The organism is Peribacillus sp. NPDC096447 (genome assembly GCF_044762725.1).
Classification (GTDB): domain Bacteria; phylum Bacillota; class Bacilli; order Bacillales; family DSM-1321; genus Peribacillus.
Window position 1 is genome coordinate 788311 of the sequence record NZ_JBIWEV010000001.1, and the last position, 18096, is coordinate 806406.

The 18096-nt window shown below is 42.7% G+C and carries 19 protein-coding genes and 1 riboswitch; of the genes, 3 read left to right on the plus strand and 16 right to left on the minus strand.

All coding sequences use genetic code 11. The features are described from left to right. Positions 1-151: 151 nt before the first annotated feature. Both ACIQZD_RS03915 and ACIQZD_RS03920 read right to left on the minus strand, forming a co-directional pair. A complete protein-coding gene (locus tag ACIQZD_RS03915; protein WP_402898393.1) occupies positions 152-1357 on the minus strand; it encodes an acetate kinase in 1206 nt (401 codons plus the stop codon). 177 nt (positions 1358-1534) lie between these two features. Next, positions 1535-2521, minus strand: coding sequence for a class I SAM-dependent methyltransferase (locus ACIQZD_RS03920; RefSeq protein ID WP_137018157.1), 987 nt, complete (start codon positions 2519-2521; stop codon positions 1535-1537). A gap of 506 nt (positions 2522-3027) precedes the next feature. On the opposite strand from ACIQZD_RS03920, the gene ACIQZD_RS03925 reads away from it, so the two are divergent. Continuing rightward, the gene (locus ACIQZD_RS03925; protein ID WP_402898397.1) at positions 3028-3345 is read left to right on the plus strand and encodes a hypothetical protein; all 318 of its coding nucleotides are present in this window, start codon (positions 3028-3030) and stop codon (positions 3343-3345) included. Positions 3346-3543: 198 nt separating this feature from the next. Here the strand turns inward: ACIQZD_RS03925 and tpx are convergent, their stop codons facing one another. The 5 genes from tpx to sppA all read right to left on the minus strand — a co-directional run bounded on the left by tpx (position 3544) and on the right by sppA (position 7063). Beyond that, positions 3544-4044, minus strand: coding sequence for a thiol peroxidase (gene tpx / locus ACIQZD_RS03930; protein ID WP_101222931.1), 501 nt, complete (start codon positions 4042-4044; stop codon positions 3544-3546). A gap of 175 nt (positions 4045-4219) precedes the next feature. Then, positions 4220-4702 (minus strand): GerW family sporulation protein, encoded by a 483-nt coding sequence (gene ytfJ / locus ACIQZD_RS03935; protein WP_137018154.1) that lies wholly within the window; start codon positions 4700-4702, stop codon positions 4220-4222. Positions 4703-4717: 15 nt separating this feature from the next. After that, positions 4718-5410, minus strand: coding sequence for a DUF2953 domain-containing protein (locus ACIQZD_RS03940; RefSeq protein WP_402898402.1), 693 nt, complete (start codon positions 5408-5410; stop codon positions 4718-4720). Between the two features lie 99 nt (positions 5411-5509). Beyond that, on the minus strand, positions 5510-6049 hold the full coding sequence (locus ACIQZD_RS03945; protein WP_402898405.1) for an RDD family protein: 540 nt from the start codon (positions 6047-6049) through the stop codon (positions 5510-5512). A gap of 12 nt (positions 6050-6061) precedes the next feature. Further along, entirely contained in the window at positions 6062-7063 is a 1002-nt protein-coding gene (gene sppA / locus ACIQZD_RS03950) for a signal peptide peptidase SppA (protein ID WP_402898408.1), read from the minus strand. A gap of 206 nt (positions 7064-7269) precedes the next feature. Here sppA and ACIQZD_RS03955 point away from each other — a divergent pair, with 206 nt between their 5' ends. Next, entirely contained in the window at positions 7270-8070 is an 801-nt protein-coding gene (locus ACIQZD_RS03955) for an NAD kinase (protein ID WP_137018150.1), read from the plus strand. A 37-nt stretch (positions 8071-8107) separates the two neighbouring features. Here ACIQZD_RS03955 and ACIQZD_RS03960 read toward each other — a convergent pair whose 3' ends face one another. The 5 genes from ACIQZD_RS03960 to ACIQZD_RS03980 are packed head-to-tail and all read right to left on the minus strand — an operon-like array spanning position 8108 to position 11690. Next, the gene (locus ACIQZD_RS03960; protein ID WP_402898412.1) at positions 8108-8878 is read right to left on the minus strand and encodes a TatD family hydrolase; all 771 of its coding nucleotides are present in this window, start codon (positions 8876-8878) and stop codon (positions 8108-8110) included. A 14-nt stretch (positions 8879-8892) separates the two neighbouring features. Then, positions 8893-9636 (minus strand): ABC transporter ATP-binding protein, encoded by a 744-nt coding sequence (locus ACIQZD_RS03965; RefSeq protein WP_402898417.1) that lies wholly within the window; start codon positions 9634-9636, stop codon positions 8893-8895. Next, positions 9620-10402, minus strand: coding sequence for an ABC transporter permease (locus ACIQZD_RS03970; RefSeq protein ID WP_402898420.1), 783 nt, complete (start codon positions 10400-10402; stop codon positions 9620-9622). Before ACIQZD_RS03970 ends, ACIQZD_RS03965 begins: the two co-directional genes overlap by 17 nt. Next, the gene (locus ACIQZD_RS03975) at positions 10399-10683 is read right to left on the minus strand and encodes a thiamine-binding protein (protein ID WP_034309193.1); all 285 of its coding nucleotides are present in this window, start codon (positions 10681-10683) and stop codon (positions 10399-10401) included. The genes ACIQZD_RS03970 and ACIQZD_RS03975 overlap by 4 nt, the downstream gene beginning before the upstream one ends. Before the next feature lie 11 nt (positions 10684-10694). Then, the gene (locus ACIQZD_RS03980) at positions 10695-11690 is read right to left on the minus strand and encodes an ABC transporter substrate-binding protein (RefSeq protein ID WP_402898423.1); all 996 of its coding nucleotides are present in this window, start codon (positions 11688-11690) and stop codon (positions 10695-10697) included. 134 nt (positions 11691-11824) lie between these two features. Further along, a riboswitch (TPP riboswitch) is annotated at positions 11825-11934 on the minus strand. 302 nt (positions 11935-12236) lie between these two features. On the opposite strand from ACIQZD_RS03980, the gene ACIQZD_RS03985 reads away from it, so the two are divergent. Then, on the plus strand, positions 12237-13058 hold the full coding sequence (locus tag ACIQZD_RS03985; RefSeq protein WP_402898425.1) for a protein-glutamine gamma-glutamyltransferase: 822 nt from the start codon (positions 12237-12239) through the stop codon (positions 13056-13058). A gap of 67 nt (positions 13059-13125) precedes the next feature. On the opposite strand, the gene rarD is transcribed toward ACIQZD_RS03985, so the two are convergent. The 4 genes from rarD to ACIQZD_RS04005 all read right to left on the minus strand — a co-directional run bounded on the left by rarD (position 13126) and on the right by ACIQZD_RS04005 (position 18061). Next, on the minus strand, positions 13126-14055 hold the full coding sequence (gene rarD / locus ACIQZD_RS03990; RefSeq protein ID WP_402898428.1) for an EamA family transporter RarD: 930 nt from the start codon (positions 14053-14055) through the stop codon (positions 13126-13128). An 80-nt stretch (positions 14056-14135) separates the two neighbouring features. After that, a complete protein-coding gene (locus ACIQZD_RS03995; protein WP_402898431.1) occupies positions 14136-15737 on the minus strand; it encodes an amidohydrolase in 1602 nt (533 codons plus the stop codon). A 152-nt stretch (positions 15738-15889) separates the two neighbouring features. Beyond that, positions 15890-17473 (minus strand): acyl-CoA synthetase MbcS, encoded by a 1584-nt coding sequence (gene mbcS / locus ACIQZD_RS04000; RefSeq protein WP_402898434.1) that lies wholly within the window; start codon positions 17471-17473, stop codon positions 15890-15892. Between the two features lie 381 nt (positions 17474-17854). Continuing rightward, a complete protein-coding gene (locus tag ACIQZD_RS04005; protein WP_034309203.1) occupies positions 17855-18061 on the minus strand; it encodes an alpha/beta-type small acid-soluble spore protein in 207 nt (68 codons plus the stop codon). Between the last annotated feature and the right edge of the window lie 35 nt (positions 18062-18096).

Here is an 18096-nt window from a genome sequence, read left to right on the forward strand (position 1 = left end):
CTTTTCAGAGAACGGATGATGGGAATCCAGTGTAAATGGGGATGGGCTGAATGGACTTAAACTCCATGAGGAGTCGGACTTTGAGGAGGAAATTTCACGGGAAAGACCCCTTACCAGAGGGATAAGGGGATCATTATAAAAAAACAGGAAGTCATGTTTTCCAAGTTTCGCGCAAAGCTATTTTCATGGTATCCCTGACAATCATGATTTCTTCATTAGTGGGGATGACCATGACTTTTACAGGGGAATAGGGTGCATTGATGAACGCTTCCTTACCCGAGGTGCGATTGAGATCCTTATCCCAATAAACCCCCATGAATTCAAGTCCCTCCAAGATTCGCCCCCTAATGGTTTGACTGTTTTCACCGATGCCCGCTGTAAAAATGATGCCATCCACACCTCCCATTTTAGCTGAATAGGAGCCAATGTACTTGTGAATTCGGTCTGCGAATACTTTAAGTGCGAGTTCAGCCCGCTCATTGCCTTTATCCGCTTCAACTTGAATATCGCGCAGGTCGCTGGAAAAACCGGAAAGGGCAAGGATGCCGCTTTTCTTATTCAGGACATCCAGAACTTCATCTGCTGTTTTACCCGTCTTCTCCATGATATAAGGAATCAATGCAGGGTCGATGTTCCCTGAACGAGTTCCCATAGTAACACCGGCCAATGGTGTAAATCCCATTGATGTATCAATTGATTTGCCGCCCTTTATGGCCGTGATGCTTGCACCATTCCCTAAATGGCACGATATCAATCGAAGCTGTTCAATTGGGCGGCCAATCATTACGGCAGCCCGCTGAGATACATATTTATGTGAAGTACCATGAAAACCATACTTCCTTATTCCGTATTTTTCATAATATTCAAGAGGCAAGCTGTACAAATAGGAACCTGCTGCCATCGTTTGATGGAAGGCAGTGTCGAATACCGCAACCGCTGGCACATCATCCAGTGCTTGCCTGAAGGCTTTGATCCCGGTGATATTGGCGGGATTATGAAGGGGCGCCAACTCGGAAAGCTTTTCGATTTCCGCTATTACGTCCTCCGTAATCAAGACCGAGTCACTGAATACCTCACCGCCATGCACCACCCGATGCCCTACGCCATCTATCTCTTCAAAGGAGTCAATGATGCGATGGTTAATCAGCTTTTTCAATAAAAGCCCTACAGCCACTTCATGATTGGGTATATCCAGCGTTTCAGAGACCTTTTCGCCTTCGACGCTTAAAGTAAATGCGGAATTTTTCAAGCCGATTCTTTCTACAAGACCTTTTGTAATTACTTTTTCACAAGGCATCTCAAAAAGCTGAAACTTCAATGAAGAGCTGCCCGCATTAATAGCCATGATTTTTGACATCCATCCTGCTCCTTTTCTCTAAGCTAGTTCTTCCAATGCTATCTCAACGAAACGTGCAGTGTATTGTACAATCTTATCATGACAAGCGGATTCAACCAAATATTAATGAATAATTGCAAATAATCACTCTCAAATAAAAAAATGAAAGCCAATGCCTGGGGCATCAGCTTTCATTGACTATTTTTCCTCTTTAAACCAATCGTCCATCTGTTGCATGACGGACCTTGTCGCTTCGAAATCCGACAACTTCGGAAGCTGTACGAGCAATGCCTTCTTCGGTGCTTCGATACCCTCTTTTTTCTTTTGAAGGATCAGGATGCTTTTCGCAGCCGCTTCACTCTTAAACATGGATAGCGGCAATTGCACCATCCCTTGGATATGTGTATGCTTCTTCAGGAAATCATTGAGTTTCGGCGCTTCCTCCGAGACGAACAGGTTATTCGGGACAATGAAGAATAGATGACCGCCATCCTTCGCGTGTTTAACACCTTGTTCAATAAACAAATGGTGTGCATACGAATGTCCCTTATCGGCCTTCAATTCATATTCAGCTGCACGCACATCATTCGGATAATAACCAATCGGCAAATCACTGACCACAACATCTGAAGGATCGATGAAAAGCGGCTCCAGGCTGTCCTGGTTGAAAAATTGCAGCGGGTGTTCTTGCAGGTTGGCACCTGCATAAGCAAGCCTGATCAAGGTTTCATCAATCTCGACACCATATGAAGCGATGTTTTTATCAGTAAGTTGATTCAAGATCGCAAATAGTAAGTTCCCCGTTCCGATGGCTGGATCGAGCATGACTATCTCTTTTTGATCCTTTGTGAATTTACCGACTAAATAACTGACGAACATGCCGACTGCATCAGGAGTCATATGATGATTCGGCTGAACGCTCTGCTGCATGCCTTTTAAAATGGCAAGCTGGTACGCTTTTCGGATTGCTTCTTTTTCATATTTCTCTGGTGAAAAATCTGCATAATGCTTCACTAACCTTTTTTTCGATACTTCACTGATTTCCTCCTGCAGGACTTTCCCTTCGAAGAAATTCTCGCCCGTTTCACCTAAGGCATCCAGATACGTACATGATAGTTCACTTTGCAATATTTGGGCTGTTTCATCAAATTCATAAAATAATTGTTCAACTGGGGTAGACTTCACTTATTAATTCCTCCTGTTTGCTTCTGTCCCTATTTTAAAGGTAAGAAGAAAGAGATACAAGCCGTACGTCCTGCTTATCATTCTTCGTTTGTTTAGCGTACTGTTTTCCGATTCGAAAGTCCGCATATAATGAATTCGCGCGAGACACTCTTTTTCAAAATTTTTAACCATGAGTAATTAAAACAAATAAAAAAACAGGGTTGTTCCCCTGTATTAGGTATGGTTTGTATCTAAATTTTATAACAAAGTTGATTGGAACGGAAGGTACGAGACTCCTGCGGGAAAAGCGCGTCCAGGGGAAACCCCGCAGGCGCAAAGGCGCCGAGGAGGCTCCCGGACCGCCCGCGGAAAGCGAGTGCCTTACGTTCCAATCAACGTCCAAATTGTACAAGCCATAAAATAACTGTGACAAACTCGATGAAAATGATTTTGTCTACAGTTTTTTTATTAATTGGATAGGCTCAATGAATGCCCAAACAGAATATCATGCATGAGGTGGTGATTATATGGATAATCAATATCAAAACTATCATGGGCAGGTTAATCCGATAAATCAGCAACATGATATTCAGTCAGAAGATGAATTTAACAGGCAGCAACAAGGGTTTCAACAAGGGTTTCGTCAAGGGTATAGACAAGGGTATCGTCAAGGGTATCGAGATGGATATCGAGCAGGGCAACAAGCGGGTTTTTTTCCAGGACCCCATCAAAGACAAATGCCGTCGTGGCCTAATGAAATTGACATAAAAGTCGGGACACCTAATGGCCAAGAGTGGTCTGGCAAGATTGTCTTACCATTGAATGGCCCGAGTTTAGAGCCATAACTAAATTGAGGATATTAATGATAAAAACAGTGTATAAGAAACGAACAAAGACTAATATAACCACAGCTCCATTGAAAATCAGGGCCTAAAAAGCCCCTGTCCACTCCAATGGTGTTTATTCAACAACATCCGTTAAACAAAGCACTCTGTAAAACAAAAAACCGGGCACATCGCGCCCGGTTTCTTAGTATTCGCATCTTATTTTGCCGCTTTAGCCGCTTCGATTGCACCTTCGTAATTAGGATGGCTTGTGCCTTCACTTACATATTCTACATATGTGATTTCATCAGAGCTGTTCACTACGAATACAGAGCGAGCCAATAGACGAAGTTCTTGCATGACGACACCATATGCTTCACCGAATGAAAGGTCACGGTGATCGGAAAGAACTTGAACATTGTCCAAGCCGCTGGCAGCACACCAGCGTTTTTGCGCGAAAGGAAGATCGTTACTGATCGTAAGTACTTTTACATTATCCAATTTTGCCGCTTCTTCATTGAATTTACGCGTCTGTGCATCACAAACACCTGTATCCACGGATGGAACCACGCTGATAATGCGGACAGAACCTTTGGAGTCGTTTAATGTAACCGGTGATAAGTCATTAGCCAATACTGTAAAGTCAGGCGCTTTGTCCCCAACTTTTAGTTCTGGTCCCACTAAAGTGATCGGGTTGTTTTTAAATGTAACTGAAGCCATTAAAAATTCCTCCTTTTTCTGCTATATGTACAAGCATAATAATATTTGTTTTGCCGGAATTTTGCAATTAATTGGTTTGGGAAATGAGATTGGTGCCCGTACATGACATCCAAGCTTTTGAAGGTGTAATGGCAGACTGCAGCAAAAATAAAACTCGGCGGATGCCGAGTCGCAGTTAGAAATCTATATCCATTTTAGGTTCTTGGTACCTTTTTGCAGCTGGTTGACTGCCGCCTTGGTTTTGATTACTGCCCTGCTTTTGATTATTGTCTTTCTTGGATAGCATGGACTGAATCTTATCGACGACTTGAGGAGCTAAATCCATCATTTTTTCGAGAAGATGCGTCCCTTCATCCAGATGGATCATTTTCACTCCATGGGATCCGACAATCAAAAAGGCAATTGGTGTTATGGAGACCCCGCCGCCGCTACCGCCGCCAAAGGGTTGCTTGGAACCACCTTGCTGTCCTTGATGGTTTCCATCCATTACAAATTCGCTGCCACCGGCTGCAAAACCAAATCCCACTTTGGATACGGTTAAAATGACACTTCCATCCGGAGTTTCCACCGGATCCCCGATGATCGTGTTCACATCGACCATTTCTTTCAGATTTTCCATCGCTTCTTTCATTAAACCTTGGATCGGATGATCTGACATTTAAATTCCTCCACTCTAGAACGATTGTTTATTGGAATCACCTGATAGCTTCGCTAATTTCCTCGACTTGAAATGCGGCTTTCCGCCTTTCCAATAACGAAGCAGTTTTATTCCAGTCACCATAGCCTGCCCGATTCTAAATTGTAATATGCAGGAAATCGATGTGTTTGCCTGCCATCTCTGAAAGTCGGGTGTAATGGAATAGGAGGGCATGATCAGGAAGTTGAAATAGGTTGTCAGCAAACCGATGATGGAACCTTTGAGTGCCCAGCATGCTCCTGTTAAAACACCGGTGTGTGCAGCGTTTTTAGTACCGACCTTACTATGCCAGGTGAATTTTTTGACTTGGACTTTCCCAGCGAAGTGACGGACGATCTTATGGAATCCGATGATATGCTGAAGCATCTCCAGAATGTCTGCAAATCCTTCACGTAAATCTTCGGATGTGAATTTGTTCTTTTCTTCCTTTTTTGTTTTTCCGTTCATTTCTTGCTCTTCGTTTACTACTACAGTTGCCGAGTCATCTTCCATTTTGATGACCGGAACCTTGAATGTATAGTGAAAAAGCCCATACCAAGCTGATAATTTAATATGTATTAGGTCATTAGTTTGGACACGTTTGTAGTCGATGGACACACTTACTTTAGTGAAAACAACTATTAGCAGCACCAAAATGAGGATACCTATAATCAAAAAAAGCCACTTCATGCACCCACACCCCTTCAGCCTATCATTATCGACATATGCAAAAAAAATAAACCTGCAAAAGCGAAAATCACGCTCTTACAGATTTATGAATAGAAGAAATCATCTTCTGACCAACACAACGCCCGTGTCTGCAAAGACATCATGCAAAGCCTGTTTCTTCGGTAATAGGCCTGCCAAGAGATAGCCAATCCAAGTGACCTTTGAAATATAGCGGCCAATCAGCTCCCTGAACAAAATCGTGCCCCATGAAATGTTTTTTTTCTCTTCCTTCAATGCCACGACTTTCAGTCCAAAAATCATTTTACCAAGAGTTTGGTTCAAGAATTTGGTCATCAAAACAAAGTATAAGAAGAATACGACCCCCGTTAAAAAGCCCTCTGCGGAAAACCAGAGATCATCTGTCCCTTCATAAAACTTGAAGATGGGATGAATCAAAATCCGGTTCAAACTTCCGATAACCAATAGATCGGCTAAATAGGCCCAAAACCTCATCCAAAAACCGGCAAAATGCACTTTCTTGACACCGTCATCATCCACGGCCTTACTGACTGGTGAAAATCCCTGCTGAACGGGAACCTCTTGATCTGCCATTAGATTGGATGAAGCGATTTGTTCATTATTTTCATTTCGTTCCGTCATCCTTCAGCCCCCCTATTCCGCATACAAATACATTAAGCGTGGAGAATTTGAAGAGGAAAGGATTTTTGTCAAGACTGCCGTTTCCACATCATTTCCCAACATTTTTTGCGCACCCATACTGAATAATGAACCGAATCCTGCCTCATCTGTATAACGGATAACTTGAGCATCCTTTTCGCCGATATCCGTTTTCATCGCGGCAATTACATCATCCAAATGGCCGAAATCATCGATTAGATGGTTTTCTTTAGCCTGACGTCCATCATAAATGCGGCCATCGGCGATTTCCCTTACTTCCTTCTCTGACATACCGCGTCCGTCTGCAATGATTTTTACAAATTGGTCATAAGAATTATCGATCATGTCTTGGAGTATTTCACGTTCTTCACCAGTCATTTCCCGGGTCGGACTCATAATATCTTTGTGTGGTCCGCTTTTGATGGTTTGGAACTCAACACCATACTTCTTGGCCAACTTCTCGTAATTATACCCCTGCATGATGACACCAAGTGAACCCGTCATCGTTTCCGGACTAGCATAAATCTTATCGGCTGGTGCAGAAATATAATATCCTCCTGAAGCTGCCATAGACCCCATTGATACATAAACAGGTTTTTTCACTTTCTTGATATCAAGGATCTTTTCATATATCTCTGCACTTTCGACGACACCGCCGCCTGGAGAATTCACCCGAAGGATGATTCCTTTGATATCATCATTTTCCTCAGCCATCTTCAGCTTATCCATGAAGGCACGGTGATTATATGTTGCCGAACTAAGTAATGATGCTTCTCCTGTATCTTGAATCGTGCCTTCTACATCGAATACGGCAATAACATTAGAGAAATCATCGCCTTCTATGACTTCCTCGTAAAATGCACTTTCAGAAGCAAATAAATCATCAATGATATTTTCCGTATCCTTTGTAAATAGAGTCGTAGAAATCCCTACAGCAATAGAAACAAAAAATAAAACGGCTGCAATTCCAAGTGCCGCCCAACGCTTTCCATTCATCTGTTTTCCCCCTTAAATATATGTATCCTTCTTACCATACGAACTAATAACAAAAATGTTTCATTCCATGATAAACTAAGACATATAAAATTGTAGCAAAGAATCCTCAATTTGGAAATGAATTGGTGCATTTTGCACAAATTGCATTTATCGTAAACAGGATAAAGAAAGCCCTTTCATCACCATACATACTAGGAGGGATCATTATGAACACTCGAAGGAATATTTATTTTTTCCATGCACCGAATGCAGAGATGCTTAGCAAGGTTGAATACTTGTCAGACTTGGCGAAGCAACATTCGTATGAAGTCATCCAGGATTTCACAAAAGCAAACATTATAGTAAGCATCGGTGATGACGGCACATTCCTGCAGGCAGCCCGTAAAACCGGGTTCAGGGATGACTGTTTATATGCGGGCATTTCCACCACAGGTAATTTGAATATGTATTGCGATTTCCACTTGGAAGATACGGATAAAATGATCGATGCCATGACTAGAGAGCAAATTGAGGTGCGTAAATATCCAACCATCGATATCCAATTGGACGATCAGCCTTCCTTTTATGCCCTTAATGAACTCAGTATCCGGTCTTCCATCACCAAAACGTTCATCATGGATATTTTCATTGATCGACTCCATTTTGAAACTTTTCGCGGGGACGGAATCATCATTGCGACTCCGACCGGAAGCACCGCCTATAATAAATCGGTCAATGGGGCGGTTGTCGATCCCCTTCTCCCTTGCTTTCAAGTGAGCGAGCTTGCTTCCATCAATAATAATACCTATCGGACCTTAGGTTCCTCATTCATACTTAGCGGTGATAGGACGTTGACCATCCACCTTGAACAAAACGGACCAAGCTATCCGATCATCGGAATGGACAATGAAGCCTTAAGCATCAATCATGTCGAACAGGTAAAGGTCCGGTTAAGCGGTAAAGTCATCAAGACCGTTAAGCTAAAAGACAATTCCTTTTGGGAAAAGGTTAAAAGGACCTTCCTTTGAACGAACTAAAAAGGTACCGGATATGATAGCCGGTACCTTATATATGATAAAAATCTTTCGTATTTTGATAAAGGGTTTCATAAACATCCTCAATCGGCAATCCTTTAATCGAAGCAATTTGACGCACACTGTCATGCATCATGCCGGGATGGGTCCATTTCCCTTCGAAAACCCCTTCAAACGGCCATGGGCCATCCGTTTCAATCATCATCAGCTTAAGTGGGTATGCCGAAACTAATTCCTGTATTTCCCTCTCATAACAAACATCAGGTGTAATCGAAATGTGGTAGCCCTTTTCGGCCATTCTTTCGACTGTCCGGATATCGCCTTTAAACCAATGAAAGTGCGCCTTTGTGATTTGATGCTTATCCAAAAGGTCGCAAACGATAGGTGCATCTTCATGGACGGCATGAAGGATAACCGGCTTTTCCACCTCTTTAGCAAAAGCCAGGAACTTCTCCAGTATCAATATATACGCTGAGTTATCAATATCGGGATTTTCCTGCCTTAAGTAATAGGGCAGTCCAACCTCACCTATGGCAACCATATCTTGACGATGTTCCCGCATCCAGTTCAATAATTCGTTCACTTCTTCATCACTCGGGAGGGGCTGCTCTGGATGAAAGCCAAAGGCAGGCTTAATTCGGGAATCTTTCAGTGAAAGCTGATAATTGTTAATCGAAGAAGCCAAATTCATGGAAACAGTCAGCAAGGATTGCAAATGAACCTTTTCCATGTCAGTCAGAATCTGCTTCCGCTTAACAACATCATATTTATCCAAATGGATATGGCTGTCGATGATTCTCAAATTTAATAGCCTCCTTAAGTAGAAAGAGTTGGCATTAGTGCTGCATATAACTCTCTTTTCAAATGAAAAAATTCATCACTAAGAAGCTGTTCTTCACTTCTTGGCCTTGGAAATGGAACTTTCACTTCTTTGATGACAGCAGCCGGTTTTGCTGATAACACATAAATTCTATCGGATAGGAAAACCGCTTCATCTATGCTATGCGTAACAAAAAGCACCGACCTCCGATTTTCTTCCCAAACCGACAACAGCCATTTTTGCATTTGCAATCTTGTCAGTTCATCCAAGGCAGAAAAGGGTTCGTCCAGGCACATCAAGTCCTGTGGACTTAAGATACTCCGGATGAATGCGGCCCTTTGCTTCATGCCTCCTGATAATTCATGCGGATATGCTTTCTCATACTCTTCTAATCCAGCTTTCATTAAAAGGGCTTTTGCCTTTTCTTTATCACTGATCCCAGCAAGTTCACTTCCAAGCAAAACATTTTCCAATACCGTTCTCCAAGGTAAAAGGGAAGGCTGCTGCGGCATATAGCTGATATGGCCCTTTAAGCCATTTATCTTTTTACCATCCAGTGAAATGATGCCATGATCCGGCTTCAAAATGCCGCCGATCAAGTGGAACAATGTACTTTTACCGCTGCCCGATGGCCCAAGGATCGTGACAAATTCCCCATCATCCACATGAAAATTCATATTCTCCAATATATTCTGTTTACCATCGAAAGAATAGGAGACATCTTTAATTTCCAGCTTCATCCTTGCCGCCCTCCTTTCTCTTCCAAGAAACTAAGTATTTCTCCAGGAAGGTGATGATTCCAAAAAAGATCAGGCTCATTCCCATGATGATGAAAATGGCAACAAACACCCGGTCTGTCCTGAACGCAGAGGACGCGAGCGTCATATAAACACCAATCCCCGATTTTGCCCCGAGCCACTCTGAAATAACCGCACCCATTACACTATAGGTGGCCGAAATTTTCAGGCCGGAGAAAATGAACGGGATTGAGTGAGGAAATTCCAGCTTCCAAAATAACTGGTTTTTTCCAGCTCCCATCATCTTGAAATAATGCTTAAGTTCGTATGGTGTCTGGCGAAAACCGTCCAATGATGCAACCGCAACCGGAAAAAAACATACAAGCGAAATCACTATTAACTTAGGCAGCATGCCAAAGCCAAACCAGATCACCAAAAGCGGGGCCAAAACTATGATAGGTATATTTTGTGATAGTATGAGCAGAGGATAAACCGCGTCCTTCACACCTTGAAATAGGTGTAGGATTGCTGCGATCAATAAGCCGATGCAGCTTCCAATAAAAAAACCCGACAACGCAAGCTCAGTTGTCGATATAAGGTGTCCGTAAAGATTGCGCGACGACTCAATTCCTTCAATGAAAATGGCCGATGGAGCGGGAAGCAGCCATTCTTCAACCTTCAATAAGACTGTCACTGACTCCCAAACTATCAGCAACAATAATAAAAGAAAGAAGGGAGCCCCCTTCTTCCAAATTCCCCTTCCGATCATGCCCGATATTTCTCCGTTAACGTATCCATCGTAATCCCGCTTGGCTGATATAATATTTTCACTTGCGAAATGACATTCGGCGATCCTATTTCAATCATTCTTACATTCATTTTTTCTATCACGGCAAAAAGTTCGGAAAGCTCGCCCTCCATTGTCGTTTCAAGCGGGTGAACCTCATACTTGACACCAGATTCTTCAATGATCTTGATTGCTTCATCGACCATAGGGATGACATTTTCCCCTTTAGGAATAATTTGTATACTAATTAATGAATTGGCCATTGTATTTCCTCCTATTTTGGTAAAAATTCATTGGTAAATGCCTTTTCAGGATCGAAATCACCTTCAAGAAGTTTGTTTTCAGTCATCCAATCACTGTAATTCTTCCAGATTTCCAGTTTTTGTTCACCCCAACGCGGAGCATCATCCTGATACTTGGCTGCAAGCCACTCCTGGCTTTTCTTAACTAGTTTTGCATCAAGATCCGGCGCAGACTTAATTAACATGTCTGCTGCATCAGCAGGATTCTTAATCGCAAACTGGTACCCTTTCGATGCTGCATGAACGAATGCTTTAACAGTTTCGGGATCTTCTTTTATCATCTTTTCATTTGTAGTCAAAACAGGCGTATAGTAATCAAGCTTATCAGAGTATTCGGTTAAGTAAACCATATTAAGCTTTTCATTTCGCAACTCAGCCTCAATGCCTGTCCATCCATAATAAATCCAGGCAAAATCTATATCCCTTTTAACCGAAGTGAAAAAGTCCATGTCTCCTGTATTGACTATATCCACTTTATTTACATCCGCATTTTCTTTTTTCATTAGTGAATCAATAATGGCCTTTTCAACCGGAGACCCCCAGCCACCATACGTTTTCCCTTCAAAATCCTTGGGAGTTTTTATATTCTTTGCCTCAGGGGAAGCGAATCCAGAGGTATTATGCTGGATGACGGCAGCAACCGAAACAATTGGCACGCCCTGCACGCGGGCCTGTGTTATGCCCTCCTGGTAGCTCACGCCAAATTCAGATTTTCCTGAAGCGACAAGCTTATCCGCTCCAGCTTCACCTGGCATGATAATTTCCACATCAAGACCTTGCTCTTTAAAATAACCTTTTTCCTTGGCAACATACAATCCTGTATGGTTTGTATTCGGTGTCCAATCGAGAACGACCGATACCTTTTTTAATTCTTCATTTTTGGATGCTTCTTCTTTTTCATTAGTTCCGCCTGCACCACATCCAGCCAAAAGGAACAACGAAGTTAACAGTGGTAAGAATTTATTCAAGTTATTATCCTCCTATACATCATATAAGATCCATATGCCGGAACCATAATGGGACTCCAGGGTCTATTCAAATACTGGATAAAAAAGCAAAAAACGCCCGAAGATGAATTCGGACGTTAACATACAAAACAGAAAATCAGTAATAATATGTTCCCTCCGCTGGCATCATCCAGATCAGGTTCAAAGAGTCAGCATCTAAAGGATGCAATCTCAGCCAGCAGTACTGGCCCCCCTACATTTCTCGCACATATGAACTTTTCTCTCTCATTATATCAATTCATAGGGAAAAGGGAATACTAATTTGCTTCTTCTCACTAATTGGAAAGGTATTCCTTGCTCTTAAGGATATCTAGCAAAACATCTTTAGGAACGAAAATCATTGAAAGCAAGGTAATTCTGCCTCTTACCATTCCAATCATTCTTGGATGCAACGGTGGCAAATAGTCATTTCTTTGCAGGCGTTCATATAATGAGCATTACATGTAGACATTTATGTTTACTGGTTTTATAAACCGTTAATTTAATAAGCAAAAGGTGGATATGATCATGATAAAGATTAATCACAAATGGTTAGATGTCAGTCAAATCCAACCAGGAATAGCATCTGCTAAATCACTTGAAATTCTCCAATGTTTGGCGGGAGATTCTAACGTTCTTGAATACCGGAACTTTGGTGAGTTTAATTTCGATATGCAGCTGAGGCACCGAGTCATTGAGGCAGCTATTGCGTTGGATAAGAGTGATGCAGAATTTTCCACACTTGAGGAATCGCAATCCAATGAACAATATTGGCGCCTTTCAAAGGGTGGCACCTTTACTCTTCAGCCAGGGATTTTCCCTCATGCTGCACTTCTGGACATTTTCATGAATGGAAGGCTTTATGCTTTCGAATGCGGGACAGCAATAGTCGTCACTTTTTTAAAGGCGATTTTGGATTTAATCGGACCTAGGAATTTCGACTATCTTTTTTCAAACCTTTTTTTATATGACTGGCGCCCTCCAGAGAATATGGCTCTTAATATTCATCAAGGAAGGGATTATTCACCAGGCGATTGCGTTTACTTCATTAACCCTGATCACGACAAGTCAACTCCTGAATGGCAAGGTGAAAATGCCATATTATTAGGGAGAAACCTCTTTTATGGCCACGGGATCGGGATTACCACTTCACAGGGAATCATCAATGAATTAAATAGCAATAGAAAGCCGTACGCCACCATATCAGCATTCCTGACAACGCATATCATTTTCCTGGATAGTTCCTTCTATAGACAATTCCAACTAAATAGAGCAAAGCCCGAACACTGTCCTGTCAGCCTTTCCAATTGTATTGTTTCTGAAATAGGTTCGAAGATATACCTTTCATGACCTTTCTGTTTTATATACCGGCGTAAAAAAATGCTTGGGGAGAGATCTCCCAAGCATTTTTTCTTATTCATGCACCAATATTCCCTTTGCCTTTAAGCCTGCGGGCATTGGCCTGACCCCATTTCGTTATGGATAGTGTATAAACCGCCAAGGCTGACCATATGAACAAAAAGGCTAAAAGATGTGCTTTGGTAAAACTTTCATGATAGATGAATACCCCGATCAATAAAGATAAGGTCGGAGCGATATACTGAAAAATGCCAAGCATCGATAACGGGATTTTCTCCGCCCCTTTTGCAAAATATAAAAGAGGCAAGGCCGTGACAATCCCGCCGCCCACCAACAGCAAGCTTGTGCTTCCTTCTGTAAAGAATTGCATTTCTGATCGGTTCATCAAGTATATCAGGTAACCCAGGGCCAGAGGCGTTACCATCATCGTTTCGAGCGTCAGCCCGATCGCCGCTTCGGCCTTGATCATTTTTTTTGCCAGACCGTATAATCCAAAGGTCATGGCCAAAACAAGAGAAATCCACGGGATCGTGCCAAAATGAATGCCCAGGATCAAGACTCCGATTCCTGCAAGCAGGAACGAAATGATTTGGGCCCCGCTCAATTTTTCTTTTAAGACTATCACTCCCAATAGTACACTGACTAGCGGATTGATATAATATCCAAGGCTCGTGTCGAGGATCCGTCCTGAGTTAACGGCCCAGATGAACACTCCCCAATTAGCTGTAACAAGCAGTGACGCCGTAAGTAATGCCGCAAAGAGTTTGGGATTTCCCATTATGTTTTTGACATAGACAAGAAACGACTGCCATTTTTTCATGAACATCAATAAAACCAGCATGAACACGAAAGACCATAATACCCTCTGAGCTAAAATTTCTATTGCACCGACCCCCTGAAGGAACTTCCAGTAAATCGGCACGACTCCCCACATCATGTAAGAAAGGGCTGCATAGATCGCCCCTTCTTTTTGTTCATCCACGTTCATAACCTGCCTTCTTTCCATTTACATTCCTTTTATCTAATTCCATCTCACAATTTTGTATTTCCATTTCTTTTTTGCAACTGTTATTTTTTATCATACATGATTTTGTCATCGATGACCGTCATGACCGCCTCAGCTTTTAGGAGGTCATCCGGCGCAACAGCAAAGACATCCAGATTAAACACGGTAAAATCGGCATCGTACCCTTTAATGATTACACCACGTCGTTTTTCCTGGCCAATTGCCGCAGCACTCCCTTTTGTATACAGTGCAAAGGCTTCGTAAACGGAAAGCCTTTCACCCAGGCCATATACGGTATGGTCCTCACTATTGATTTTCATCCTTGTGACAGCTGCATGAATGCCCAAAATTGGATTTAATGGCTCAATGGGTGCATCCGACCCTCCCGCACAAATGATGCCCAAATTCAAATAGGTTTTCCAGGCATAGGAGGATTTCAACAGATTGGCTGGAACCTTTTCTTCCACCCACGGAAAATCGGACGGGACGAAGCCCGGTTGGATATCAAAGATTAACGGCAGCTTTGCCGCCCGCTGCAACAGCTCTGGCCGGACGATCTGCGCATGGATGAGCCGGTCCCTCTGTCCCTCTTGCGGGGGGAGGGCCTCAATTGCATTCAAGACATATTCAAAAGCGAGATCGCCAATCGCATGGACAGCAATCGGCATTCCGGCATCCCTTGCTTTTTTCACCAATTCCTGAAGCTCGTTTTCAGTGAATATCGCGACTCCATTCGTATTCTTTTGATCTACATAAGGCTCGCTCAAAAGGGCTGTGCGTCCGCCTAAGGAGCCATCCGTAAATATCTTCATGCTGTCGAATTTAATATATCGCGTACCTTTCTGATAGCCGCCGCCTGCTGCCAGCATTTCTTCAAACGCTTCGTGATGGACGAGTAAATTGGCGCGGAAGGCCATTTCCCGGTCCTCGATCACCGATTTAAACGCCTGATATGTCGGCATGAAGCCATTGTAATAATAGAGGTCCTCAGTATGTCCCCCAGTCAAACCTAGCTTATATGCGTCTTCTATGGCCTCTGTGAGCGCGTTTTCGATATATTCTTGATCAATGCCCGGAAGACTGTCTAAAATTAGGTTTTGTGCCTGACTTTCTTTAAATAAACCATTTAAACGTCCGTCCGGATAACGGCAGATCACCCCGCCTGAAGGTTCTTTGATATCTTCTTTAATTTCCGCTTCCAAAAGGGCACGGGAATTGACCACCAGGGCATGACGGCAGATCCTTTTCAATACGATGGGATGTTCTGTCGATATAACATCAAGCTCATCCCGTAATATCAATTCAGGACTCGGCCATTCGTTTTCATTCCACCCTTCGGCAACAATCCACTTTCCAGCCGGGGTCTTTGAGCACTTTTCCTTCAAGGATTTCATGATGGACTGCCTGCTATCCATCAAGGAGAGGTCTAAACGAAGCAGCCTTTCACCATGCCCGACCAAATGAAGGTGACTATCCACTAACCCTGGCAGCATCGTTTGTCCTTTTAAGTCGATTTCCCTGGAAATATTGCCGGCATATTCATTTTTCAAATAATCCTGGCTGCCAGTATCAACAATTACCCCCTTTTCAGTGAAGACTGCCTCCACTTGATCGTTTTCTTTAACCATCGTATAAATCGACCCATTGAACCATAACGTTCCCATTCCGGCTTTACACTCCTTATTAAATGATTGTTACTGTGCAGATATGCAGTAAGTGTACCATCTCATATCATGAATTCCCATATTTATGCTTTTAACCTATCCCCTATGTAAAAAAAAACGCCAGCCATGGAGGCTGACGATAATGCTTACAATCAATTGTTAAGGAGTGCTTCTTCCCTTTTCCGTAAATCCACCCGTTTGATTTTACCCGAAGTCGTTTTGGGCAGCTCTTCCAAAAATTCGATTTTCCTTGGGTATTTATATGGGGCAGTCAATTCTTTCACGTGAGATTGGAGCGTCTTGATCAAGTCTTGGCTGTTCGGATCAACATCATCCATCAAGACGACATATGCCTTGACCACATTTCCCCTTATTTCATCAGGACTTGCTATAACGGCACACTCTTTAACATATGGATGCTTAACGAGTGCATCTTCCACTTCAAACGGTCCAATCGTATATCCCGAGCTGATGATGATATCATCGGAACGACCTTCAAACCAGAAGTAACCATCCTCATCCTTTTTCGCCTGATCGCCAGTGATATAATAATCCCCACGGAATTGCTGCGATGTCCGCTCGGGATCTTTAAAATATTCTTTAAAGAGAGCAGGTGTATCGACATGTACGGCAATATCCCCCACTACACCAGGAGAACAAGGTTTACCGGAATCATCAATGATATCCACATGGTTGCCCGGCGTCGGTTTGCCCATGGAGCCCAATTTAATTTCCATGCCTTTTGTTACACCTACCAACAGGGTATTTTCAGTCTGTCCATATCCATCACGCACTTCAATATGGAAATGGTTTTTAAAGACCTCGAACACTTTTTGATTTAAAGGCTCTCCCGCTGATACAGCACTATGAAGATGGGATAAATCATAGTCATCAAGGTTATCCACCTTTGCAATCAATCGATACTCGGTTGGTGTGCAGCATAATGCATTCACTTTGTAGTCCTGAAGCAGCTGAAGATATTTTTTCGCCTCGAACTTCCCATGATAAGCAAGACCGGTCGCTCCCGTTCCTAGAACCGCCAGGAAAGGACTCCAAATCCACTTTTGCCACCCTGGACCCGCAGTTGCCCAAACCACATCCGCTTCGCTGATGCCAAGCCAGTTTGCAGCAGACGTTTTCAAGTGGGCATAAGCCCAGCCATGTGTATGGACGACCCCTTTTGGATTTCCTGTCGTTCCGGAAGTATACGATAAGAACGCCATATCCCCACTCTTCGTGTCGGCCATTTGCAGCTGATCGGATTCTTTGTCGGCAAGCTCATTCAAATCCAGCCAATTTTCGATTCGTTTTCCGATTGAGAATTTCAGAAGGCTTTCCGCTCCTTCTATTTCATTCAATTCATGAGTATATTCATGATAACTGATGATTCCTTTGACATCACCATGGTTGACTCGATACTGCAAGTCCTTCGCACGAAGCATTTCCGAACAAGGAATGACAATCATGCCAATTTTCAATGCGGCTAAATACACTTGATATGCTTCCACCAAACGAGGAATTATGATAAGGACCGTATCACCTTTACCCAGTCCTTTTTTCTTTAAGGCATTTCCAATTTTATTTGCACTCTTTAATAAATTCTCATATGTAAGTTGTTTTTTATCTCCGGTTTCGTTCTCCCAGAGTACGGCAACTTTTTCTGGATCTTTTGCATAACGTTCCATTTCACTCACTAAGTTGTAATGTTCCGGAGCCAATAAGTCTTCACGCTTCATATTCTTCCCCTCCAATTATGAACTCTTAGTACCTACTCATTATACAAGATACTTCTCTACTATTTCTATTTATTTTTACAAATAAATAAAGAGAGCGGGTGTTGAACCCGCTCTCTGCAGACTGTAGACAAACTCGAAGAAAAGCGAATTTGCTTTCAGTTTTTTATTGATAAACGTTCCAATTGATTTCAGAAATCAGCTCCCTTTCCGCCGACTGTCTGCCAAGCGTCTGTGGGGTCTCGGCTAGCCAGTATCCGCAGGCGTGTCGCAAATTTCTTCAATCCAATAAGAATTACAGTAAAAAACCATGTAGTATAACGAAGTCGACAAACAGAAGAGAGCGGGTGTTAAAACCCGCTCTCTGTAGCCATATTTATTAAATTATCTGTTGAAGCCTCCGCCTAATTGTTGTTCAGCCATTTGAACAAGGCGTTTTGTGATTTCTCCACCAACTGAACCGTTAGCGCGAGATGTTGTGTCGGCACCAAGTTGTACGCCGAATTCTGTAGCGATTTCATATTTCATTTGTTGTAGAGCTTGTTCTACTCCAGGTACCAATAATTCGTTTGAGCTGTTGTTGTTTGCCATGTGTTTTTCACCTCCTTGTGATTATAGAGTGTGTT